A 23652-nucleotide genomic window follows, 5' to 3' on the forward strand; every position below is an offset into this window, starting at 1 on the left:
GAACAGCCGGCCGAACGGAGCAAGCACGCCACCCCGGCCTGCTGGCCCCGCACGGACATCGGGTGGGCATCACCTCATTACGTGATGACTCTTAGAGAGGCCTGCGCCTGTCCCGGAGAACGCGGCAGGGACGGTGGGGGAGTGGCGATGTGCCGACGGTGTGATGGCCGGTGCGGGCCCGGCGGGCTCGGACGGCAGGACGTCAGGGAGGGGCGGTCCGGTCGGACCGGGGTGGCGCGGCGGCTGTACGGTCGGCTCGTCCATGGCGCAGCAGTGGGCATCGTCGTCGTGCGCGGGTGTGCTCTGTCCTGCCGTGGTCTCCTGACGCCTGTCACCCGGCTGTTCGCAGCTGACGGGCGCCGCCTGCGCCAAAGCGTCGATGCGCGGGGTCTCGGCCGCCGCCGGACCGTGCGAGCAGCCGAGCACATGCAGAAGCGCGGCCAGCAACACGACGAGCACCGCTCCGGCCCGCGGCACGGAGCGGCTGCCTCGGGGGATGACCGGACCAGCTCGCACGAAGACATACCGTAGTCCGGTATGTGCGTATCGCACCGGGTGATCCCGGTTCGGGCGTGTCCGTCCGCGTTCCGAGGATCCACCTGCACCGTAGCCAACTCCGCATGTTTCTCGGGCGCTTGACGGTCTATTGGTCCGTACCTATGGTCATCGGGCAGCGCTTCATTCAAGGGAGCGTATTTCATTCACATATGAGGACGTGTCCTATGCAGGGAACACACGCTCCACGTCGTCGCAAGTCCCCACGTCGCTCCGCTCTCGCGCTCACCGCAGCAGCCGCCCTGCTGACCACCGGACTTCTCTCCTGGCCCGGCGCCCAGCGGGCGCAGGCCGCTCCTGCCGCCTTCGTCCACCCGGGTGTCACCGTCTCGCGTGCCCAACTCGACTTCGCGCGCGGCAAGGTCCTGGCCGGCGCTCAGCCGTGGAAGGCGGCGTACGACCAGATGATGGCGAGCCCGTACGCAAGCCTCGGCCGGACCCCCAAACCCCGCGCCGTCGTCGAGTGCGGCCCGTACTCCAACCCCAACTACGGCTGCACGGACGAACGTGAGGACGCCATCGCGGCGTACACCGACGCGCTCGCCTGGTACGTCACCCGCGACGAGCGGTACGCGAGAAAGGCGATCGAGCTCATGGACGCCTGGTCCGCCACGCTCACGGACCACACCAACAGCAACGCGCCACTGCAGACCGCCTGGGCGGGAGCCTCCTGGGCCAAGGCCGCCGAACTCATCAAGTACACCTACACCGGCACCTGGGCCGACGCCGGCCGGTTCGCCACCCTGCTCCGCAACGTCTACCTGCCCAAAGTCATCAACGGCTCCAATTCCAACGGGAACTGGGAACTGACGATGACGGAGGCCGCGGTCGGCATCTCGGTCTTCCTGGAGGACAAGGCCTCCTACGACTCGGCCATGGCACGCTTCCGCACCCGCACGGCCGCCTACGTCTACCTCTCCTCCGACGGCGACCTGCCCAAGACCGTGCCGAGCCAGAACCTGAACACCCGGGACAAGATCGTCGCGTACTGGCAGGGCCAGTCCACCTTCGTCACCGGCCTCACCCAGGAGACCTGCCGCGACTTCGTGCACACCGGATACGGCATCTCCGCCATCTCGCACGTCGCCGAGACCAGCCGGATCCAGGGGCAGGACCTCTACGGCACCGACGTCGGCGAACGGCTGCGGCAGGCGCTCGGCTTCCAGTCCAAGTACGAGCTCGGCGCCGCGGTCCCGAGCTGGTTGTGCGGCGGATCCGTCAAGCGAGGGCTCGGTCCCATCACCGAGGTCGGCTACAACGCCCTGCACAACCGCCTGGGCATCGCCATGACCAACACCCAGGCGCTGACTGAGCAGAACCGCCCGGCCGGCACCAACAACCTGTTCGTGGCGTGGGAGACCCTCACCAACGGTGACAATCCCAACTGACCCACGCCGGCAGTGGGGCGGCGTGCCGAAAGGCTCCGGGGGAGGTTCATCCGCCCCAGATCCTGCGGTACGCCTCCCGGTAGCCAGGCGGGTCCCAGGTCGTGGCTCCGGCGCTGTTGGCGGCGGTCGAGACGTGGACGGGGGCGACGTAGCCGCTGGCGGGGCGAGCGGAGAAGGCGCGGTTGAACTCGTCGACGATCTGCCAGCCCTGCTGCGACAGCGGCTCGGGAACGGTGGCGGCCTGGTACTGCCTGTTGTTGATCCGCTGGAAGGCGGACGGGTCACCGTCGCCGGCACCGATGTTGAAAGGCGGGCCTGCCCCCTGTTTGCCGGCCGCGCGGAAGGCGGGGGCGGCGTCGGCGAAGTACAGGTCGTTGATGGCGACGGAGTAGGTCCACCTGCTCTGGAAGCGGGAGAGCAGGGTGGAGATCTCACGCGGGGTGCGGCTGCTCGCGTCCGGGATCGGGATGTTCTCGTACGCGAGCAGCCGCACGCCGGCACAAGTCGCGAGTTCCTTCTTGATCAGCTCGGACTTCTGCCTCGCGAAGGGGATCGAGGCGTCGGTGATGAGCACGACCCCGGCTCGGCCGTTGGAGAGCGAGATGATCCACTGTGCGCTGGTGCGGGCCACGTCCTCGACCCGGGTGGTGACGTTGGTGAAGAGCTCGGGCCGCCTGCTGGGGCCGGGGGAAGCGACCGCGTGCCAGCCGACGAGTGGGATGCCGGCGGCGTTGGCCCGAGCGACCTGCTGTGAGGTCGATCCGGGGTCGAAGCCGCCGATGACGATGCCCGAGGGTCTGAGAGCCACGGCCTCGCTCATGGCCGCCTGGATGCCGGCGGGGCTGCCGCCGCCGTCGATCACCCGTACGTTCCAGCCGATGACTCTCGCGGCGTCCCGTACGCCGTTCGCGATGCCTGCGACTCCGGGGTTGGTCATGGTCTGGGCGACATAGACGATCGTCTTGCCGGACACCGCCGCCGGGCCGCTGGTCGGGCCGTTCCAGGCGGTGTCGGTCTGCTCCGCTCGTGCGACGGCGGCCCGGGCGCCGGCCTGGGCCGAGGGGCAGCCGCCCGGGCCGTCGGTGGACGCCGTGGGGCCGTTCGACGAGCCGCGCTGGCAGCCGGTGAAGGCGGTTGCCGCGACCAGCAACGCGATCGCGACGGACCGGGCCGGGACGGCGCGGGGGGCGTCCTTGCGGTTTCGGTGCACGGGAACTCCTCGCGAAGGGGCGAGCGTCAAGGTGCGGCCGGGGGCCGGAGTCCGGCCCTGGTGCAGGTCATGGAGCGATGCCGGCGGTTCCACCTCCGGGTGCCGACGGTGGCGGCTGAGCCGCGGCCGCCGCGTCGCGGGCCGCGTCGGCCCCGGTGCGCAGTCTGCGGGCGGAGTAGCCGGCCAGGCCGACGGCGAGCAGCAGGGTGCCGCCGTAGAACAGCGGGATCGTCCAGAAGTCCGCGCCCATCTGTGCGATGCCGGTGAGGCCCACGGCGAGCACGGCGACGGCGACGACCGTGCCCAGGGCGTTGGGACGGCCGGGCTTGATCGCGGTCGAGCCGAGGAGGGCGCCGACGAAGGCGGGCAGGAGATAGTCGAGGCCGACGCTGGGATTGCCGATCTCCTGCTGGGCCGCCAGCAGTACACCCGCGCAGCCGACGATCAGCCCCGACGCGGCGAACGCGTAGACGGTGTACCGGCGGGTCGGGACGCCGGCCAGATCGGCGGCGCGTCGATTGGAGCCGATGACGTACAGGTACCGGCCCAGCGGCAGCCGCTCCAGCACCAGCCACAGGGCGACGGCGAGGACGAGCACGTACAGGGCGGGCAGCGGGATGCCGAGGATCTCGGAGTCGTAGATGCCGGTGAAGGCGGCCGGCAGACCGTGCGGGCCCGGGACGATCCGGCCGCCGCCCGTGACCCAGCCGGTCACGGCGTACAGCATGCTGCCGGTTCCGAGGGTGGCGATGAAGGAGTCGATCCGGCCGAACTCGACGACGACACCGTTGAGGACGCCCACGACCGCCCCTCCGACGAGCACCACGAGGCAGGCCCAGGGCCAGGGCCATCCGTCGTTGACGACGAGTTGCAGCACCATGACGTGCGCCAGGCCGAGGCCGTAGCCGAGGGAGAGGTCGAACGAGCCGGTCACGATGGGGACCATGGCGGCGAGCGCGAGGACGGCCGGGATCGACTGGTTGGACAGGATCGAGTCGACGGTGTCCCGTGTGGGAAAGGTGTGCGGCAGCGTGAGGGAGAAGACCAGGAAGAGCAGGGCGGTGAGGACCAGAAGGCCGTAGGCGCTCACGAGGTGCCAGGCCGGGCCCCGTCGGCGCGGCCGGGAGTGGCCCGAGACGGGTGACGGCGGGGAGGTCATGAGTCCGTGGCGGTGCCGGAGGCCGGCAGGGCCGAGGCTGCCCGGGTCAGCCCCGCGACCGTGAGGCCCGCACCGCTCAGCTCGGCCGTCACGGATCCGCGGACGAACACCAGGGCGCGGCGGCACACGTCCGCCACCTCCTCGAAGTCGGTCGAGACGAGCAGGACCGCGAGGCCGGCGGCCAGCGCCTCGTCGAGCAGGCGGTAGACCGCGGCCTTGGCTCCGATGTCCACGCTCGCGGTCGGCTCCTCCAGGATCAGCAGACGCAGGTCCACCCGCAGCCACCGGCCGATCAGGACCTTCTGCTGGTTTCCGCCGGACAGGGTGGCGAGGGGGGCCTCGGAGTCTCGGGGCTGCACCGCGAGGCGTTCGATCAGCTGCGCGGCCTGGGCGCGTTCACGGCGGGGACCGATCCAGCGCGGTGCGGGCGGACCACCCGCACGGGGATTGGCCATGAGGTTCTCGCGTACGGTCAGCCCCGCGGCGCAGCCCTCCCGCTGTCTGTCACTGGGCACGAAGCCGACGCCGCGAGCGACGGCGTCGGCGACCGTGCGAGGGCTGTAGGGCCTGCCGCCGAGGAGCACCCGCCCGCCGAGGACGGGCCGGGCGCCCGCGAGAGCGCGGCCCAGGTCCATGTGCCCGGCGCCCGAGAGGCCGACCAGGCCCAGGACCTCCCCGGCCCTCAGCTCCAGGCTGACCGCTCCCGTGCCGACGGTCCGTGCGCCGTCGAGGATGAGTACGGCGGGGCCGCCCGCGGGGCCGGCGGCGGGGCGATGGCGGGTCGGTTCCTCGCCGACGATGTCGTGCATCAGCCGGGTGGGGCTGTGGCCCGCGAGCCGGCCGTGGCTGACGAGCCGGCCGTCGCGCAGGACGGCGAAGGCGTCCGCGACCTTGTACACCTCGTCCAGGCGATGGGTGACGTAGAGGATGCCGTGCCCCAGGTCGCGCAGGGCGTGCAGGACGCGGAAGAGCCGGGCGCAGTCCGGGGCGGGAAGACGGGCGGTCGGCTCGTCGAGGACGACGAGCTTCGCGCGGGCGGCCAGGGCGCGGCCGATGGCGACCAGCGAGCGTTCCGCGGGGCCGAGCCGGGCGACCGGCGTGTCGGGATCGAGGTGCCCGGCGACGGTTCCCAGGGCGTCGGCGCACTGCTCCCGGGTCCGCTGCCAGGAGATCAGTCCGGCGCGGCGCGCATAGCCGATGGTCAGGGCGAAGTTCTCGGCGATCGTCATCCACTCCACGAGCCCGAGGTCCTGGTGGATGAAGGACATGCTGCGGGAGGCGGCGCGAGTGCCGAGCGGATGCCCGTCCACCGTGATCCGGCCCGCGTCGGCGTGGTGGACGCCCGCCAGCACCCTGATGAGCGTGGACTTCCCGGCTCCGTTGGGGCCGAGCAGGGCGAGGACGCTGCCGGTTCGGACGTCGAGGTCCACCCCGTCCAGTGCGAGGGTCCCGCCGAACCGCTTGGCCAGCCCGCGGATGCGGACCAGGGGGTCGGCCTCAAAGGCCCTGCCCGCGTTCGCAGAGGTGTCGGGAGGGTCGTGCACGGACATCTCCGGGGGTCGGCATGGCGATGGCTTCCCGACTTTCGCCAGTGATGCTAGTCGAGCACATCCGGGTATTCCGGATTTGCCGCCTTGTGTGTCACCAACGGGTCAGTCACGCCGGCGGCCTGCGGCGCCGTCGAGTTCCCATTCGGCCCAGATGACCTTGCCCTGCCGGATGTAGCGCGTACCCCAGCTCTGCGCCAGCTGGGCCACGAGGAACAGTCCGCGGCCGCCCTCGTCGGTGGTGGCTGCCCGGCGCAGGTGCGGAGCGGTGTTGCTGGTGTCGGAGACCTCGCAGATCAGGGTGCGGTCGCGCAGCAGACGTACGCCGATGGGCCCGGCGCCATGGCGGATGGCGTTGGTGACCAGCTCGCTCAGGACCAGCTCCATGGCGAAGGAGGCCTCCTCGAGTCCCCAGTCGGCCAGCTGCCGAAGCGCCGCGGCGCGGACCTCGCTGACGAGGGAAGGGTCGGCGGGCAGGTCCCAGGTGGCGATGCGGTGCGTGTCCAGGGCGCGGGTACGGGCGACGAGCAGGGCGATGTCGTCGCGGGGGTGAGCCGGCGCCACCGTGTCCAGGACCGCCTCGCAGATCTCCTCGGGTGTCCGTTCCGGATGGGCCAGGGCACCGCGCAGCCGGTCGAGGACCAAGTCGACGTCGCGGTCGCGGTCCTCGATGAGTCCGTCGGTGTAGAGCACCAGCCCGCTGCCCTCGGGGAGGTCGATCTCGGCGGCTTCGAACGGCAGGCCACCCAGGCCCAGCGGGGCCCCGGCGGGCAGGTCGGGGAAGGTCACCGTGCCGTCGGGGCGGACCAGGGCCGGGGGAGGATGACCGGCGCGGGCCATGGTGCACAGCTGTGTGGTCGGGTCGTACACGGCGTACAGGCAGGTCGCGCCGATGATGCCCGGTTCTCCTGTGGCGGGGTTCTCCCGGTCGAGGCGTCCCACCAGGTTGTCGAGGTGGGTGAGGACTTCGTCCGGGGGGAAGTCGAGTTCGGCGAAGCTGCGTGCGGCGGTGCGCAGCCGGCCCATGGTGGCGGCGGAGAGCATGCCGTGGCCGACGACGTCGCCCACCAGGAGGCCGACACGGGTGCCGGAGAGGGGGACGACGTCGTACCAGTCCCCGCCCACGTCGGACTCCGCGGGCAGGTAGCGGTGCGCCACCTCGACGGCGTCCTGGTCGGGCTGACCCTGCGGGAGCAGGCTGCGCTGCAGGGCCAGCACCATGGTGCGCTCGCGCGTGTAACGCCGGGCGTTGTCGATGGACAGGGCGGCGCGGGTGGCGAGGTCATGGGCGAGGGAACGGTCGTCGTCACCGAAGGGCGCGGAATCCCGCCCGCGGTAGAAGGCGGCCACGCCCAGGACGACGCTGCGGGCGACCAGGGGGACCGCGATGAGGGAGTGGACGTGGGCCAGCAGCGCCTTGGTGTGCTCGGGGTCGTGGGCGAGCCAGCCCGCGGCGGTCTTCAGGTCCGGTTCCAGCACCGCCCGGCCGCTGGTCAGACAGCGCAGTTGCGGAGTGGTCGGGCCGTAGTCGACGCTTTTGCCGACCGGGTGGAACGGACAGTCGTCGCGGATGCCGTGGACCACCGTCCGGCACAGGTTGGTGAGGGGGTCGGCGGCCTCTTCACCCCTCAGCACCGCCTCGGGCAGGTCGATCGTGACGTAGTCGGCCAGTCGCGGCACCGCCGTGTCGGCGAGTTCCTGTGCGGTACGGCGCACGTCCAGGGTGGTGCCTATGCGGGTGCTCGCGTCGGTCAGCAACTCCAGGCGGCGGCGCGCGGCGAGGGCGTACCGCCCCACGTGCGGCTCGCCCACCAGCACGAGCCCTCTCGCCTGGGGCGTGGAGCCGGGGTGACCGCGCGCCGTGCCGCCGGGACCGCCCCCTGCCGCGTCTTCGCCGGTCGTGTCGGCCCGGCCGGGCACGAGGCGCGGCGCCGCGGCGCGGGGAGCGGCCTTCGGCGGCGGGACGGCGGAGGCGGCGGCTTCGGCGGCGAGGCTCAGTGGCTCCTCGGCCGACCGCGGTGCGATGAGGGGCTCGTGCGGTGAGGGGCCGGGCAGGATGGCCTCGATGGCGAAGCCCTCCACCCCGGTGGCACTCATCGGATGGCTCACCAGTGTCACGCACCGGCCGTCGGACAGGGGAACGCGTACGGCGGCCAGCTGCGCGCAGGAGATCAGCTCGGCGGCCTTCTCCATGAGGATCGCCCGGTCATGGGGATGCAGCCCGAGGGCCAGATCGCCGACCCCGACGCTGTGGTGCGGGGCGGCCGCGGTTTCGGCCCTGGTGCCCAGGTACGCCCGCAGCAGGGCGCGCTCACGTTCGGAACTCTGTGCCAGCAGTCGCCTCTCGATGGCGCGGGCCGCTTTGCGTAGCACGGTGGCGAGCGCCGGGTCCTCGGCGCTGCGTGGATAGCCGAGGCACAGGACGCCCTCGATGCGGCCGCTGACCGGGTCGCGGACGGGAAGCGCGCGGCAGGCGTTTCCCTGGGACCGCTCGGCGAAGTGCTCGGCGCCGTAGACATGGATGAGCTGTCGCTCGGCCAGGGCGAGACCGATTCCGTTGGTGCCGGCGTACTGCTCGGCGAACACGAATCCGGGCTCGCGCTGGAACGCCGGAAGGCTTCTGGCGAGGGACGCCTCTCCGAAGCGGCGCAGGAGGACCGTCCCGCTCGCATCGGCGACGGAGATGTTCATCTTGCTGCCGGCGAACCAGGTCTGCAGCCGGTCGAGCACCGGCACGGCCGCCCGGACGATACGGGGATCACGCTCGAAGTCGGCCCGGAAGGGCGGGCTGGACTGGTCGGGCGAGAGCCCCAGCGCCCGGCAGCGCTGCCACGAGTTCGAGATGCAGGTGCGCACGCAGGCCTCGACCGGCGCACCCGCCAGGAAATGCTCACGGGAACGGGCGGGCCCCGTGCCGTCTGCCACACGCGCTGCCGATATCGCTGTCCCGCCGAGCCGAACCATGCTTCGCCTCACTCGCGCCTGCAAGAGTCCGTTTCTCCAAAACAATATGACATAGGTGAGAATACGGACATCGGTTGCGCGTAGTCACAGAACGGCGACCGGATTGACGGGCGAGCCGGTCCCGCCCGGGACGTTCAGCGGCGCCACGACGAGCAGGAACTCATGCCGTCCCGCCTCCGCCGTCGCGGCCGCCAGCGCCTCCAGGTCGAGGTTGTCCAGCAGCGGCGCCCCCATCGCGGCGACGACCAGGGCATGGACGGGCGAGTGCACGCCGTCGACGGGGGAGGGCCGTACGTCGCTGTCGCCGTCGCCGCCGAGCAGCGCGATGCCGCGCTCGGCCAGCAGCGGTACGGCGTCCACGTGGAAGCCCGCGCTCGCCGAGTCGGAGTCCCAGGCACCGAGCTCCCCGCGGCGGCGGACGTTCCCGGAGCGCAACAGCACCGCGTCGCCCTCGCCGATCCTCAGGCCGAGCGCCTTCTCCGCGGCGAGGACGTCCTTTGCGTGCACCGCCTGTCCCGGCTTCAGCCAGCGGATCCCCAGGACGGCCGGGAGGTCGAGGAGAACTCCCCTCGTGACGAGGGGGCCGAGCGCCGACACCGCTCCGAAACGCGCACCTGCCGCGCCGACGAGGTCCTTCGCCGTCCGGCCGTCGTAGAGCCGACCCCGGTAGGCGACATGGCACAGGGCGTCGAGGTGGGTGACGGCCTTGCCGTGGTAGTCGGCGGCGATGAAGTCCTTGTGCGTGGAGGGTTCCGGGCCCTGGACGTCACCGAGATCGGTCATGTGGTGCAGAGCGGGCCTGGGGTTGTCGGGGCCGGGCAGGGTGTTCCAGGGCAGCGCCAGAGGGACGACCCGCCCGGACCGCACCGCGGCCGTGGCCCGCCGCACATGCTCCGCGGTCACCCGGTTCCAGGCACCGCGGTCGGCCGGGGTCCAGCGGCCCCATGTGCGGACCGCCTCGAAGAGCGCGTCGAACTCCCGGCGGGAGACGGCAGGCCCGTTGCCGGCACCGGTCGGCCCGGGATCCGGGCCGTTCGCGGAGCTCGGGCTCATCCCTACTCACCGTTCCCAGCGTCGACGCGGCCCCGGCAACCGGGCACCGGCCCCGTGGCCGGGATTCCGCCGCGCGTGACCGTCGACCGGATTCCCAGCTTGGCACGACCCGCACCGGCTCGCTGGTTCACGGTGGCCGGTCCGGCCGGCGGTGGATCAAGCGGTACCGGCGAGTTCGAGGAGGCAGCGGCTCGTGCCGGCGGGATCGACGACCTGGTGGAGGTGCGCGCCGGGCAGGTGTGCCACGCGCCAGCCGCGTTCGCCCGCCTCGGCGGCCAGGTCCTCGTACGGCGGACCGAACAGCAGGTAGGAACAGGGGTGGTCGTCCCAGCCGTCGGGGACCGGGACGCGCTGCTCGTAATAGGAGAGTGGCAGGGTGGGCTGCTCGTCCACGACCGTCCGCCGCATCGCCGGGTCCGGGAACATGGGTGCGACGTCCGCCTCGTCCCACCAGTCGGTCCAGCGCGGCAGCCTGCCGTTCACGGCCAGCGGGCGGAGGAAGTCCAGCATCTCGGGCGAGGCGACGGGAGTGGCTCCGGTGCGCGCCGGCAGCGCGGCGTCGACGAAGACCGAGGCGGTGACCGGATGGTCGAGTCCGCAGCGGACGGTGGGCAGGAACAAGCCTGCGTTGCTGTGGACCACCAAGGTCACGGGGCTGTCGGCCGGGACCTGCTGGAGGTCGTCGCGGACCGCGTCGACGATACGGGGCCAGAAGGGCGGGGGGCCGGCGCCGATGTGCAGCAGAGACGGCACCCGTACCTGGTATCCCTCCGCCCTCAGGTGTTCGGCCACTGGATGCCAGGTCGAGGGGCCCACGGACGGACTGTGCACGAGAACGAAGACCGGCTGCATGCGACGATGCTGCCCCACCCGCCGTCCGAGACGCGACAACCTCGGCCCACAGCAGAATGCCGTGCCCGGCGGTTTGTTGCTCACTCCACGAGGCTGCTGCGGACGAGACGGAATGCCGCCGCCGGGTCCGCGGCCCGTGTGACCGTCCGCCCCACGACGACGTGCGAGGCGCCGGCGGCGATGGCGGCGCGTGGCGTTCCGGGGCGAGCGTGCTCGGCCGGAGAGTCACCGGGCAGGGCGACTCCCGGAGTGACGATCAGGGGATGGGGCCCCAGCGCGTTCCGCAGGGCCGCGACGTCCCGAGGCGAGGCGATCAGACCGTGACAGCCGGCCTTCCCCGCCAGCCGGGCCAGTCTGAGTACCTGCTCCTCGGTCGAGCCCGCGATCCCGATGTCCGCGAGGTCCTCGTCCGTCATGCTGGTGACCACGGTCAGCGCGAGAATCCGCAGTCCGGGGAAGGCGCGGGCGGCGTCGACAGCGGCAGCCATGACGCCCAGGCCGCCCATGCCGTGCACCGTCACCATGGAGACGCCCAACGAGCCCGCGGCACGGACCGCTCCGGCGACCGAGTTGGGGATCTCGAAGAGCTTGAGGTCTAGGAAGACCTCCTTGCCCTGCGCGACAAGGTGCTCGACGAAGTCGGGGCCGGCCACGGTGAGCAGTTCCAGGCCGACCTTGTAAAAACGGCACTCGTCGCCCAGCTGATCGACGATGCGCTCGGCGGAGGCCCGGGTGTCGCAGTCCAGGGCGACGATGATCAGGTGACGCGTATCCACGCCGGCATTGTGCCCGCCACCGGCTGTCCCCCTACTCCACCACGCGTTCGGCGTCCTCCGGAACCCACGGAAAGGGCACGTCGGGCCATCGTGCGGTGGCCCATGCTTCGAGGTCGACGGCGAGGACGGCATCGACGAAGACCTGCGGCGGCCGGTAGCCGTGGGCGGTGACGTAGTGGGAGATGAGGAACGGGGCGGCGTAGGCGATGCCGGGCTCGCCCGGGATCCGTATCTCCCCGTTGCCCTCCGGGGCCTCTCCCTCAGGACACAGGTCGCACTCGTGCACGCCCAGGCAGTCGTTCATCCACTGGACCTTCTGAACGGCTTTCAGCTTCTCCACGAACGCCGTGGAGACGGTTCCCGTCGGGTACGGCGTGCCCGCTTCCAGCCAGCCGATGTTCAGTCGGATGTAGGTCGGGCGGTACCAGAGCCCGTAGAAGCCCGACTCCCTGTCGGTGAACGAGTCGTCGTCCAGGTAGTCGTACTCGCTGAGATCTTCGTAGAGCATCCCCACATCATCGCCGCACCGGTCAGAGGAAGCTGTGCGTCATCGTGCAGCAGTCCGACCGAGGCGGCCGTTCCCGCGCCGCGTTCGGCCCGCGGCGATGTCAGTGGTGGCTGCGAGGCTGGCCTTATGGACAGGAACGATGAACAACTGCTGCGCGGCCGGGTCTATGGTCAGGACCACGACCATCCGGGCCCGCGGCCGGGACGCCGGTACGCCGAACTGGTCGGCGGGCCGCTGGACGGGCTCCTGCTCGACATAACCGGCTGGACGCAGGCCGAGATCGGCACCGGCGCGGCGCTCCCCACCGAGTTGGGGCAGTTCGGTGCCGACGGCCGGGCGGTGTACGTTCCACGCCCCGGCGACCCCCGCCACTTCGACTGGGACGGGGACGCACCGTGACGGCCGAAGGGTTTCGCCGCCTCGAGGAACCGGATCCGCTACGTCAGGGCGTACGCGATGACCGTGGTGACGACCTTCTCGACGTCTGCGGGCGCCGGTGCTGTGCAGCCCGCCCGACCCCGGCTTCCCGTCGGTGGTACAGGACCGCATCGCCGAGCACGCAGCCGCAGTCCTCGTCGCCCCGCTCTCGCGGCGGGTGCGGCGCCGAGATTCGTGATCATGCGAGAATTCCGGTCACGGTGCCGGCGCTGTCCATACGGTTCCCGGTGCCGACCCCACCACGAGGAGGGCCGCGATCATGCGTGAACTGGCCGAGACGGCACGGCAGTGGGCGGCTCAGGGACGTACGGGCGTCCTCGCCCGCCCCCTCACCGAGCGGGGCTTCGGTCCCCGGCGCCCCGCCGACGCCCTCCTGATCGACGAGGCCGGTCACTGTCACGGCACGCTGTACCGCGGTGCCTTCGACGCGTACCTGGCGGCGGAGGCCGCTGCCCTGCCCGCGGATCACACCGCGGGCGTGCGCGAAGTCTCCGTCCACGACGACGAGGTGAAGCGGGCGGGCCTGACCTGCGGCGGCCAGGCCGAAGTGCTGCTGCAGTCCCTCGACACGGTTCCCGCCCGCTGGTGGGACCTGCTGGCGGAGGGTGCCGACGCCGCGCTGATCACCCGGCTGGACGCCGGGCGGACCCGGGGCACCAGCGCCGTCGCGACATCCGCGCCGGAGGGTGGTGACGGGCCGTCCGAGGCCGTCGAACGCGCTCGGGAACTGCTCGGCCGCCGCCGGGCCGGCCGGGACATCCGCTCCACGGACGACGGACTCGTCCTCATCGAGACGTTCCCCGCCGTACCCCATCTGGTCATCGTGGGAGGAGGCGAACTCGCCGAGCTGCTCGCCGCGCAGGCCCACCTGCTGGACTGGGAGGCAACGGTGGAGTCCGCCGCCGAGGACGCCGCCCGGCTGCTCGCCCAACGTCCGGCCGCCGCCTGCTTGATCGTCCTCAGCCATGAACCGGACGTCGACGTCCCCGTCCTGTCCGCCGCGCTGAACGCCGGCATTCCCTACGTCGGCGCCCTGGGCTCACGCCACACCCAGGCCCGCCGTGCCGCGGATCTCGCCGAGGCCGGCCTCGACGAGGGACTCCTCGGGCGCATCCACGGCCCCATCGGCCTCGACCTGGGCGCCCGCACCCCGGCCGAGACGGCACTGGCCATCTGCGCCGAGGTGCTCGCCACCCTCGACGGCAGCGAGGTCCGCGTGGTGCGCGAGGGCGCCGGACCCGTCCCCGACTGACCGGCCCTCGCCCATACAGGTGCATGAGGCTACGAGGACGCGCCCCGTCCGTTCCTCGCGCGCGGTTCGTGCCGGCCGGTGAGCCTCCTCGCTACTCTGCTCCGCGTGGCCGACGACATCACGCACGCACGACGCGACAACAGGCCCGAGGAGTCCCGGCGGGTGCGCCTGAGCCGGACATTCGACGAAGACGCGGAGCTGTACGACCGGGCCAGGCCGGGATATCCGCCGGAGCTGTACGACGACCTGGCGGAACTCGCGGGTGCCCGCCCCGGCAGCCGGGTACTGGAGGTGGGCTGCGGAACAGGCCAGGCGACCGTGCCGCTGGCTCGGCGGGGCTGTCGGATCACGGCCGTCGAGGCGGGGCCGAGCATGGCCGCGCTCGCCCGCCGCAACGCGGCCGGGGCCGGGACGGTGGAGGTGGTGACGGCGGAGTTCGAGACGTGGCCGCTGCCTGACGAGCCGTTCGACGCGGTCGTCTCGGCCACGGCGGTCCACTGGATCGACCCGGCGGTGCGGGTCGCCAAAGCGGCTGACGCGCTCCGCCCGGGTGGCGCGCTCGCCGTGGTGCGCACCCAGCATGTGCGGGGCGGGACCGAGGAGTTCTTCGCGGAGGTCCAGCGCTGCTACGAGCGCTTCGACCCCGAGACGCCGCCCGGGCTGCGGCCTCCCGCGGCCGCCGACATCGACGGCTCGGACCATGCCGAGGAGGTGGCCCGCAGCGGCCGGTTCGGTTCCACCGTCTTCCGCCGCTACGAGCAGGACCTCACCTACACCACGGCGGACTATCTCCGACTGCTGCGGACCTACTCCGGCCACCGGGCTCTTCCCGAAGCCGCCAGAAGCGGGCTGTTGCAGTGCATCTCGGCACTGATCGACCGGCGGTACGGCGGCCGGGTGACCAAGCGCCATCTCATCGAACTGGGGGTGTCACGGCGTCGGTGACTCTCCTGGACCGCGCACCCGGCGGTGGGCGTCAGGTGCGCAGGAGCCGCAGGTCTATCGCGTCGGCCATGGCCTTCATGCCCTCGTCGTTGGGATGGATGTGGTCGCCCGCGTCGTAGGCCGGGTTGAGGGCGGCCGGGTTCGTGGGGTCACGCATGGTCCGGTCGAAGTCGATGACGCCGTCGAAGGCTCCGCTGGTGCGGATCCACTGGTTGACGCTCTGGCGGATCGACTCGGCGGCAGGCGTGTAGTACCCGTTGCCCTCGTCCGGCATGAGAGTCGCGCCGATGACGCCGACGTGGGAGGCATGTGCCTCGTCGATCAGGGTGCGGTAGCCGTTGACGAGGTCCTCGGCGGTCAGCGGGCGGCCGTCGGGGCCGGCGTTGTTGCCGATGTCGTTGATGCCCTCGAAGAGGATCACGTCCTTGACGCCGGGCTGGCCGAGGGCGTCATGCCCGAACCGCTTCAGGGCGCTGACCCCCTGCCACAGGTTGGGGACGTCCGTGAGGACCCGGTTGCCGCCTATGCCGGCGTCGACGACGCTCAGCTTCTGCGGACCCGGTCCGGCGCCCAGCCGGCGCCCGAGGAAGTCGGGCCACCGGCTGTAGGTGCCGGTCGAGGAGTGGTAGCCGTCCGTGATGGAGTCACCGAAGGCGACGACGGTGCCCCGCGCGGTCGCTGACACGACGTCCAGCCCTGCCAAGTAGTACCAGGAGGTCGTGGTGGTGCCGAACGCGGCGGCACCGTCGTCACCGGTGTGGTTGCCGGAGGCGAGGTAGGTGGTGTCGAACGCGTCGGAGTGCCAGGTCGACATCCCCGTCGTACCGGGCACGTAGAGGCTGACGAGCAGGTTCTCCCCGGCGCTGACCGAGATCGGGACGACGTCGCTGACGGCCTCCTCACCGGCGGGGATCGTGACGTGGCGGGATCCGCCGAAGGTGATGTTCCGCGTGGTGCCGCGCGTCGCCTCGCCGCCGCTCTCCTGGACGGCCACGTCCACGGCGCCGACATCGAGCGGGGTGGTGCTGTACCGGTTGGACAGGGTGATGCGGGCGCCCGAGCCCGAGACGCTGCTGTGCACCACCATCCGGATCGTCTGGTCGGTGAAGGACGGGCCGCCGGTCGTCATGCTGGGCGACCAGGCGCTGACCCGGGTGCCCTTGCTCTGCGCCAAGGGCGTGGCGGCGCTTGCCACATGCGCGGTGCTCAGCGGAACTGCCGTCAGGGTCAAGCCGGTCAGGGCGCCGAACACGGCCAGCAGGGTTCTGCGGCGCGGTCGGCGACCTGCCGTCGTGCTTCTCTTTTCCGGGGACATCGTCGATCTCTCCACTCTTCTCGTGGTCCGCACCGTCAGCCGAAGTTGCCCAGCGTGACGGACTCACCGGGCTTGAGACTGATCCTTCGCGAGGTGCCGCCCGCGGACACGGTCGTGTCACGGCCGCCGACGCTCCGCAGCGTCACCTGTGTGACCTTGCCGTTCTTCCAGCCGAGGTCGGCCACGAAGCCGCCGCGGACTCCGACGCCGGACACCGAGCCGGACGCCACCCAGGCGGCCGGCAGCGCGGGCAGCAACTCGACGTGACCCGGTCGCGAGTAGACGAGCATCTCGATCATCGCGGAGGGGGTGCCGAAGTTGGCGTCGATCTGGAAGATGCCGCGGCCCTGCCCCATGTCCATGATGTCGAAGAGGTTCGGCGCGGTGCCGTTGCTGCCGTTCACCGACGGCTTCAGGTTGTTGACGACGAGTTGGTAGGCGTTCTTCGCGTTCTTCAGCCGGGACCAGCACAGGCTGCGCCAGGCGTTGGACCAGCCGTAGCTGTTCATGCCGCGGGCGGTCAGCAGGGCCGTCGCGCCGGCGAGGATGTCCTTCGGTGTGGAGTCGTCCGGGCGGATCCGGTCGCCGGGGAAGAGACCGACGAGCGGGGAGAGGTGCCGGTGTGTGGTCTCGCCGAGGTTGTCGGGGGACATCCACTCCTCCAGCCAGCCGGTCTTGGGGCTGACCACGGGCAGGTACAGGCGTTCGCGCAGAGCGTCGACGGTCGTGCTGTAGGAGGTGTCCCTGGCGAGCACCTGGGTCGCGGTGTGGTAGTTGCCGAAAAGGTTCCACACCAGTTCCTGGGCGTAGGTGATGCCCTTGGCGTCCAACGGCCCCTGTTCGGGCGACCAGTCGCTGTCGGCGATGAGGACCTCGCGCGAGGCTCCGGAGGTGTCGGTGACGGTCGTGGTGACGAGACGGGCCTCCCAGAACTCCACGGCGCCCTTGAGCAGGGGATAGATCTTCTGCAGGTAGGCGCGGTCCTGGGTGTACTCGTAGTGCTCGAACAGGCTCTGGCAGAGCCAGGCGTTGCCGGCTGGATGCCACCACCAGCCGCCGCCGCCGTAGGGGTTGGTGGAGATGGCCAGGGTCCAACCGGCGAGCTTGCCGCTAGAGTTGCGGTATCTGTTGGTCGTGCTGTTGAACAGTCGCTGCGTGACCTCCGTCCAGCAGGGCAGCTGCGCGAGGCAGTAGTCCGCGAAGGCGTCGAAGCAGCCCGACAGGCCGGCGCGGTCGGCCATCCAGTAGTTCATCTGAATGTTGATGTCGGTGTGGTAGTCGCCCATCCAGTCCGGGTCGTTGCCGTCCAGCCACGGACCCTGCAGGCCCATCGGCAGGGTGCCCCGCGATCCGGAGATCATCAGGTAGCGGCCGAACTGCAGGTAGGCGGCCTCGAGTTCGGGGTCGGGGACGTCGTCCCGATAGCGGGCCTGCACCCGCTGCCAGGTGTCCAGCCCGCGCTGTGCGGCCGACGACGTGCCGAGGTTGATGTCCAGCTGCTCGAAGACCGGACGGAAGTCGGCGACATGGGTGTGCAGCAGGGTGCTCGCGGAGTGGCCGGCCGCCCCCTGGACCTTGGTCCGCGCCAGGCGCTCCGGTTCCAGGGACGGGTCGCGGAACCCGGCGGCCGCGTCGGGTGCGTAGTTGGTGCCGCCGCTGACCACGACGGTGAGGTCCTTGCACCCGCGGAAGGAGATCGACCCGCCGTCGACGGCGATCGTGCCGCTGCTGCTGCGGGCCGTGACGGCGGCACCGTACTTCAGCCCGTTGGCGAGGGAGGCGCCGAACGAGGCGTAGTGCCCCGCGCTGTCGGCCGTGGTGGTCTCGCCGTGCGTGCCGGCGAGGGTCACGGTACCAGTGTAGGTGCCGCCGCCCTGCTGCGAGAAGTACACGACGATGACGTCGTCGGGGCGGCTGGCGAAGATCTGCCGCTGGTAGGTGACGCCGGACAGGTCGTAGGAGGCACTGACGAGGCCCTGGGCCAGGTCGAGGGAGCGGCGGTAGTTGTCGACCGATCCCAGATCGTGCCCGGGGATGTCGACGGTGAGCTCGGCCAGCAGGGTCAGGGAGCCGAAGTCGTCCCGGCCGTACGGGAATTGGCCGTCGCTCTGCAGGGTGTCGTTGAGGCCGCCGGTCCACAGGGTGGCGTCGGTGATCGTCAGCAGTTCGCCGGCGGGGTCGTTGCCCGCGAGCGCTCCGAGGCGCCCGTTCCCCACCGGCAGGCCCTGCCGGATCATGGAGTTGGCGGAGGCGGGAGCCTGCCACCACAGCTGGTTCTTCGCGGCGGCGGCCGCGGACAGCAGGGGCGAGGAGGTGGGGCGGGCGGGGGCCGCCGAGGCGGTGAAGGCAGGCAGACCGCCGAGGGCGGCGGCCGCGCCGGCGGTGGCGGCGAGAGCGAGAAAGCCCCTGCGGCTCGGGTGGTTGTCGCGCGATTCGGTGTGCTCGGTGTCCACGTTGTGCACTCCAGGTCAGGGGAACGGCGCATGCGGGGGAAGTACGGGCGGTCGGGCGTGGGCATGCCCGGGCGCTGCGGAACCGGATGGCGGCCTGGCAGGGCCCGGGGGCGTCACGCCCCCGGGCTCGGCGCGAGGGGTCAGGCGGACTTGGGCACGTCGATCCTGTCGATGTCGGGGGAGTAGTCCCAGCCGCTGTCGAACGTGATGGTGTTGGAGCCCGCCTTCAGCGCCAACTGGACGCTGACGGTGTCGACCGTGCCCCAGTCGCCCGTGGAGGGGAACCTCAGGCTGGTGCCATGGCCGCTGTTGGAGTAGACGGTGACCGAGCGGGGGTCACCGCTGACATAGGCGACGTTGACGGTGTAGATGCCGTCCTTCTTCACCGTGATGTCGTTGAACTGCAGCTTGCTGTCGAGATACAGGTTGCCGATCTTCTTGCCGCCGGAACAGGAGTCGCATCCGGCGACGGAGGCGTTGCCGGTGAGGGTGTTGTTCGCGGACTCGGCCTCGTAGCGGGTGGTGGCCAGCGGGGTGCCGGCGGGCTTGACGGTGAACAGCCGTGAGCCGTGCGCGGGCAGCGTCGCGGTGATCTTGTTCTTGTACGTGCCGAGGTTCTGGTGGTTCCACAGGTCGCGCACGGAGGCCGCGCCGGTGAAGCCGAAGGACGCCCAGTCGGCGGTGACGGAGGCCGACGAGCCGCCGAGGTTGAACAGGGCGACGTTGTATGTGCCGTTGGGGTTCTCCGTTGCCCACACCTGCTGGTCGCCCAGCGGCGTGACGGGGCGCGCCACGGGGGAGTCGTTCTGGTCGACGGCGATGACTTCCTCGTTGGTCAGCAGGGAGAGGCCGTAGCTGTCCAGCTTGGTGAGGTCGTCACCGGTGAACAGCGGCGACTTGTTGATGGCCCACAGGGTCATGTAGCTCTGCCGCTCGGCGTTGGTCAGACCGTCCATCGCGCCGTTGCCGACGTCGATCGCGTCGAGGTCGTTCCAGCCGCCCGGGCCTGCCTTGTGGCTCCACGCGGGAGCGTCGTTCCACCGGTCGTTGACCGAGTTCTCCCAGGTGACCAGGGTGTTGCAGTAGCACTCCACGTCGGTGTCGATGCGCCAGCCGTTGGAGTACTTCTTCCAGTCGGCGGCGTGGCCGATGTCGAGCGACCAGGACAGCTCCAGATGGATCGGGCGCCCGGTGTCGGCGATGGCCTGGTGCCAGGCGGCCACGTCGGGGACGTTGTTGTAGTTGTCACCGGACTTGAACGAGCCGGGTCCCACGCCATCCAGTTTGAGGAAGTCGTAGCCCCACTCCGCGAGCATCTGCGCCTGCGAGTCGATGTACTTCTGCGCGCACGGGTTGTCGAAGTCGAGCTTGTAGGCGCTGTCCCAGCCGTTGGTGGTGCGCAGATCGGGGTAGACGATGTCCGCCGTGGTGCAGCCCGGGGCGTTCCATATCGGCACCTTGCCGTCGCCGTACGCACCCTTCTCCAGGCCGACGGGCAGATAGATACCTGCCTTGAGACCCTTGGAGTGGATGTGGTCGGCGACCGACTTCATGCCGTCGGGGAACCGGACCGGGTCGGGTGTCTGCCGGCCGTACTGGTCGAACTCGGACGTCCAGTTCTTGTCCATCCACCAGCCGGCGTCGATGTTGACATGGTCGTAGCCGTACTTCTTCAGGGTGGCGGCCAGGGCGTCCGTCTGCTTCAGGACGTTCGCCTCGGTGAGGTAGCTGTAGTTGCCGTCCGGGTTCAGGCCCGGGTACTGGGAGGACTGCATGCTCCAACTGGACCAGCCCATGTACGGCTTGGCCGCAAGTCCGGAGGCGGCGTCGCCGGTGGTCGCCGCCGAGGTGGCGGCCGCGCCGGCGGAGCCGGAGGCGGCGGCCTGGGTGGCGACGGCCGGGACCACCGTGGCGAGTCCAGCCGTGACGGCCAGGACCAGCGTGGCTCTGAGGGTGCGGCGCGGGAAGCCGGAGAGGGCTCCGCGCAGGACTCGGTACGGGGATGACCGCATGGGTCGCCTCCTGAGGTGAGGTAAGGGGGTACGTGCGGTGGCACCCGGTGGGGGACGGGCGTGCTGCTGGTCGGACGAGGGCCTGTCAACAGGTCCGGAGCCGGGCCGAGGAGATCGGCCGGCCGTTCGGGGAGACATCGGTCCGGCGGCTGCCCGAGCCGATGGGGAGCCCGCTGATGAACCGGCGCTGCGGGGTGCAGCGCGTCAGGAGCGTGGGGATCGCGGTCAGGAAAAGCCCCTGCCGGGATGAGGTCGTTGGTGGGGGCCGCGGCTCTGCGGCGTCATCGCTGCTCCTTCCCGCTCTCACATGCCCGATCCCATGAAGGACTGGATGGCGGTGGCCGCGGCCCCGCGTGCCCACTCCTCGAAGGGCAGGGGGCGTGTCACCAGGTCGCACTGTGCGGCGGTGCCGAAGGCGGACGCGGCGAACGCGTCCCGGATGCCCTCGGCGACCAGGTCGTAGGCGGCCAGACCCTCGCCGGAGATGACCACCCGCTGGGGACCGAGGATGTTCACCAGGAAACCGATGGCCTTGCCGATGGCTTCGCCGGCTCGTGCGTAGACCTCTCTGACACCGGGGTCTTCGCCGTGGGCCAGTTCCAGCGCCTCGGCCGCATCGGTCACCTGCTTGCCCGTGGCCGCGCGCACCGCGCGGAGTATCGCCGGATCCGCCGCGATCGCCTCGACACAGCCGCGGTTGCCGCAGTGGCAGAGCGGCCCGAGCGGGTCGAGTGACAGATGCCCGATCTCGCCGGCCACGCCGTGCGCGCCCGAGACCACCTGCCCGTGCACCACCAGGCCACATCCGATGCCGGCGCCCACGGTCACCACGGCGAAGTCCGAGAGACCGACCCCGGCCCCGAACCAGTGCTCGGCGACCGTGAGCGCCCGCACGTCGTTGTCGACCGTGACCGGCAGCCCCGTCGCCATCCCGGCGATCTCGGCCAGGGGCACGTCCCGCCACTCCAGGAAGGGCGAGTAGCGGACCACCCCGTCCGCGCGGTCCACGTCCCCCGAGATCGCGATGCCCAGGCCCCGCACCTGCACACCGAATCCGTCTGCCTCCGTGAGCAACTCCTGTACCAGCGCGGTGATGACGGGCAGCACGGCCTCCGGCTCGCGTCCCGTGAGCCGGACGTGCCGGGACAGCCGGATACGGCAACACAGGTCGGCCAGTACGGCGATGACCTCGTCGCCCGTCACCTTGATCCCGATGAACAGCGCCCTCCCTCCGTCCACCCACACCAGGCTGGCCGGACGCCCGACCGCGGGCCGCGCCCCTTCGTCCACGCCTTCGACCAGATAGCCGAGCTCCATCAGCGGACGGACCGCCTTGGTGACGGCGGCCGGAGAGAGCTGGGTCCGCCGTCCCACCTCGGCGCGAGTGAGCGGGCCGTGGGAGAGCAGCGTGGTGAAGACGAGGGAAGCGGCCGGCGTCATGTCCGGGGCCGCTTGGGAAGAGGGGGCCGAGCGCATGGCCGGAAACTTAGAGAGGTTCTTTTTTGCTGTCAATGAATAAAGCAGGCTCCTTTGTATCGCTGCGAGTTGGCGGCGAGTGGCCTTTAAAGTAGAGGCAACGCGCGGAAGTTGGGCGCGCGATGCAAGCCCTGGGTGGCCGGCGTCTGTGGACGGCTGCGGCGGTTCGGCGTGCCGTCGGCGCCGTACGGGGCTGATCCGTGTTTGTTGGAACGTCCTGACAAACCTATTGACACCACCCCTGGGGACTTCATAGTACGGGCACTAGAGCGCACTAGTAACGCGCTCTAGTAACCCCGAAACAAGCGGCGCACACCCCCTGCTGCCGTCGACCGCACTCCTCCGCCACCCGTGGCGCTTCCCCAACCGTTCGTTCGCTTCGCCAGGTCGATCAGGGCCTCTCTGACGAAGCGCAAATCCCTCTTTTTCCTACTCTGATCAGTAACAGTGAGGTGCAAGGGACATGCACAGAAACCACCGAGCCGCCGCTCTGACCGCCACGGTTCTCGTCGGCGCCCTATTCGCCGCGGGCTGTTCCAGCAGCCATGGCGGCAAGAAGTCCGAGGAAGGCGGCGCGGCGGTCTCCGCAGGCAAGGCCACCACCCCCCGTATGACCGTGGCCATGATCACTCACGCCTCTCCCGGTGACACCTTCTGGGACCTGATCCGCAAGGGCGCCCAGGCGGCGGCCGCGAAGGACAACATCAAGCTCGTCTACTCGTCCGACCCGAACGCCGGCAACCAGGCGAACCTGGTGCAGAACGCGATCGACCAGAAGGTCGACGGCATCGCGCTCACCGCGGCCAAGCCCCAGGCGATGAAGGGCGTCGTGGCCAAGGCCGAGGCGGCCGGCATCCCGGTCGTCGGCTTCAACTCCGGAGTTGGCGACTGGAAGAAGCTCGGCATGCTCGAGTACTTCGGCCAGGACGAGAACATCGCGGGCCAGGCCTTCGGCCGGCGTCTCGGCCGGCTCGGCGCCAAGCACGCCCTCTGCGTCATCCAGGAGCAGGGGCAGGTCGCCCTGGAGGCCCGCTGCGCCGGCCTGAAGAAGGGCTTCAGCGGTAAGACGGACACCATTTACGTCAACGGCACCGACATGCCGTCGGTGAAGTCGACCATCACCGCCAAGCTCAAGCAGGACTCCTCCATCGACCAGGTCGTCACCCTCGGCGCTCCCTTCGCGCTGACCGCCGTGCAGTCGGTGTCCGACGCCGGCAGCAAGGCCGAGGTCGCGACCTTCGACCTCAACAAGGACCTGGTGAAGGCCGTCCAGGACGGGTCCGTGGAGTTCGCGGTGGACCAGCAGCCGTATCTGCAGGGCTACCTCGCCGTGGACGCCCTGTGGCTCTACAAGTACAACGGCAACTTCAGCGGAGGCAGCACCGCGCCCGTGCTGACCGGACCGGCCTTCATCGACAAGTCCAACGTCGACAAGGTCGCCGAGTTCGCCGCGAAGGGCACCCGGTGATGAGTACGGCACAGCACACCGAGCCGGCGGTGACCACGCCGCCGACCCCCGGCCCGAAGCACGCGGACGGGCGCACGGCCCGACGTCCCCTGGCGCTGCGGCTGTTGGCCCGCCCCGAGGTGGGCGTCTTCCTCGGCGCCGCCGCCGTGTACGTCTTCTTCCTGACCGCCGCCCCGCCGGTGCGCGAGGGCAGCTCGATGGCGACGATCCTGTACCAGTCCTCGACCATCGGGATCATGGCCCTGCCGGTGGCCCTGCTGATGATCGGCGGCGAGTTCGAC

Annotated in this window: 17 protein-coding genes and 1 pseudogene; 6 read left to right on the forward strand and 12 right to left on the reverse strand. The window is 70.8% G+C overall.

Annotated features, from left to right (window positions below):
• Positions 1 to 722 precede the first annotated feature (722 nt).
• Positions 723 to 1943 (forward strand): alginate lyase family protein, encoded by a 1221-nt coding sequence (locus tag ACIBJF_RS44480; protein WP_399183005.1) that lies wholly within the window; start codon positions 723 to 725, stop codon positions 1941 to 1943.
• A gap of 46 nt (positions 1944 to 1989) precedes the next feature.
• Here the strand turns inward: ACIBJF_RS44480 and ACIBJF_RS44485 are convergent, their stop codons facing one another.
• From ACIBJF_RS44485 to ACIBJF_RS44520, 8 genes are all read right to left on the reverse strand, one after another.
• Complete coding sequence (locus tag ACIBJF_RS44485) at positions 1990 to 3153, reverse strand: substrate-binding domain-containing protein (protein WP_399183006.1); 1164 nt, start codon at positions 3151 to 3153, stop codon at positions 1990 to 1992.
• A 67-nt stretch (positions 3154 to 3220) separates the two neighbouring features.
• Positions 3221 to 4312, reverse strand: coding sequence for an ABC transporter permease (locus tag ACIBJF_RS44490; RefSeq protein ID WP_399183008.1), 1092 nt, complete (start codon positions 4310 to 4312; stop codon positions 3221 to 3223).
• Positions 4309 to 5856: a sugar ABC transporter ATP-binding protein gene (locus tag ACIBJF_RS44495; RefSeq protein ID WP_399183010.1), complete on the reverse strand. Its 1548-nt coding sequence runs from the start codon at positions 5854 to 5856 to the stop codon at positions 4309 to 4311. The genes ACIBJF_RS44490 and ACIBJF_RS44495 overlap by 4 nt, the downstream gene beginning before the upstream one ends.
• A 108-nt stretch (positions 5857 to 5964) precedes the next feature.
• Positions 5965 to 8823, reverse strand: a complete 2859-nt coding sequence (locus ACIBJF_RS44500; protein ID WP_399183012.1) for a SpoIIE family protein phosphatase — start codon at positions 8821 to 8823, stop codon at positions 5965 to 5967.
• 84 nt (positions 8824 to 8907) lie between these two features.
• On the reverse strand, positions 8908 to 9876 hold the full coding sequence (locus tag ACIBJF_RS44505; protein ID WP_399183014.1) for a cyclase family protein: 969 nt from the start codon (positions 9874 to 9876) through the stop codon (positions 8908 to 8910).
• A gap of 156 nt (positions 9877 to 10032) precedes the next feature.
• A complete protein-coding gene (locus ACIBJF_RS44510; RefSeq protein ID WP_399183016.1) occupies positions 10033 to 10728 on the reverse strand; it encodes an alpha/beta hydrolase in 696 nt (231 codons plus the stop codon).
• Between the two features lie 80 nt (positions 10729 to 10808).
• A complete protein-coding gene (gene pyrF / locus ACIBJF_RS44515) occupies positions 10809 to 11504 on the reverse strand; it encodes an orotidine-5'-phosphate decarboxylase (RefSeq protein WP_399183019.1) in 696 nt (231 codons plus the stop codon).
• Between the two features lie 31 nt (positions 11505 to 11535).
• Positions 11536 to 12012, reverse strand: coding sequence for a hypothetical protein (locus ACIBJF_RS44520; RefSeq protein ID WP_399183020.1), 477 nt, complete (start codon positions 12010 to 12012; stop codon positions 11536 to 11538).
• A 126-nt stretch (positions 12013 to 12138) separates the two neighbouring features.
• Between ACIBJF_RS44520 and ACIBJF_RS44525 the strand changes: the two genes are divergently transcribed.
• From ACIBJF_RS44525 to ACIBJF_RS44535, 3 genes are all read left to right on the forward strand, one after another.
• Positions 12139 to 12411 carry a hypothetical protein gene (locus ACIBJF_RS44525; RefSeq protein ID WP_399183023.1) on the forward strand — a complete coding sequence of 91 codons (273 nt, stop codon included), beginning with the start codon at positions 12139 to 12141 and terminating at the stop codon, positions 12409 to 12411.
• Between the two features lie 298 nt (positions 12412 to 12709).
• Positions 12710 to 13702: an XdhC family protein gene (locus ACIBJF_RS44530; protein WP_399183025.1), complete on the forward strand. Its 993-nt coding sequence runs from the start codon at positions 12710 to 12712 to the stop codon at positions 13700 to 13702.
• A gap of 105 nt (positions 13703 to 13807) precedes the next feature.
• Positions 13808 to 14647, forward strand: a complete 840-nt coding sequence (locus ACIBJF_RS44535) for a class I SAM-dependent methyltransferase (RefSeq protein WP_399183027.1) — start codon at positions 13808 to 13810, stop codon at positions 14645 to 14647.
• 31 nt (positions 14648 to 14678) lie between these two features.
• On the opposite strand, the gene ACIBJF_RS44540 is transcribed toward ACIBJF_RS44535, so the two are convergent.
• The 4 genes from ACIBJF_RS44540 to ACIBJF_RS44555 form a co-directional block, all read right to left on the reverse strand.
• Positions 14679 to 15899, reverse strand: coding sequence for an SGNH/GDSL hydrolase family protein (locus tag ACIBJF_RS44540; protein ID WP_399183029.1), 1221 nt, complete (start codon positions 15897 to 15899; stop codon positions 14679 to 14681).
• Between the two features lie 98 nt (positions 15900 to 15997).
• A complete protein-coding gene (locus tag ACIBJF_RS44545; protein WP_399183031.1) occupies positions 15998 to 18415 on the reverse strand; it encodes a glycosyl hydrolase family 95 catalytic domain-containing protein in 2418 nt (805 codons plus the stop codon).
• Between the two features lie 140 nt (positions 18416 to 18555).
• Positions 18556 to 20427 carry an alpha-galactosidase D gene (locus tag ACIBJF_RS44550; RefSeq protein ID WP_399183033.1) on the reverse strand — a complete coding sequence of 624 codons (1872 nt, stop codon included), beginning with the start codon at positions 20425 to 20427 and terminating at the stop codon, positions 18556 to 18558.
• Between the two features lie 303 nt (positions 20428 to 20730).
• Entirely contained in the window at positions 20731 to 21867 is a 1137-nt protein-coding gene (locus ACIBJF_RS44555; RefSeq protein WP_399183034.1) for an ROK family protein, read from the reverse strand.
• 499 nt (positions 21868 to 22366) lie between these two features.
• On the opposite strand from ACIBJF_RS44555, the gene ACIBJF_RS44560 reads away from it, so the two are divergent.
• Together ACIBJF_RS44560 and ACIBJF_RS44565 are read left to right on the forward strand one after the other, a co-directional pair.
• Positions 22367 to 23371 (forward strand): substrate-binding domain-containing protein, encoded by a 1005-nt coding sequence (locus ACIBJF_RS44560; RefSeq protein ID WP_399183035.1) that lies wholly within the window; start codon positions 22367 to 22369, stop codon positions 23369 to 23371.
• Positions 23371 to 23652, forward strand: a pseudogene (locus ACIBJF_RS44565) (ABC transporter permease); the annotation flags it as partial. The gene ACIBJF_RS44560 and the pseudogene ACIBJF_RS44565, both read left to right, overlap by 1 nt.

The sequence above is a fragment of the Streptomyces sp. NPDC050743 genome (assembly GCF_044456925.1).
Classification (GTDB): Bacteria; Actinomycetota; Actinomycetes; order Streptomycetales; family Streptomycetaceae; genus Streptomyces.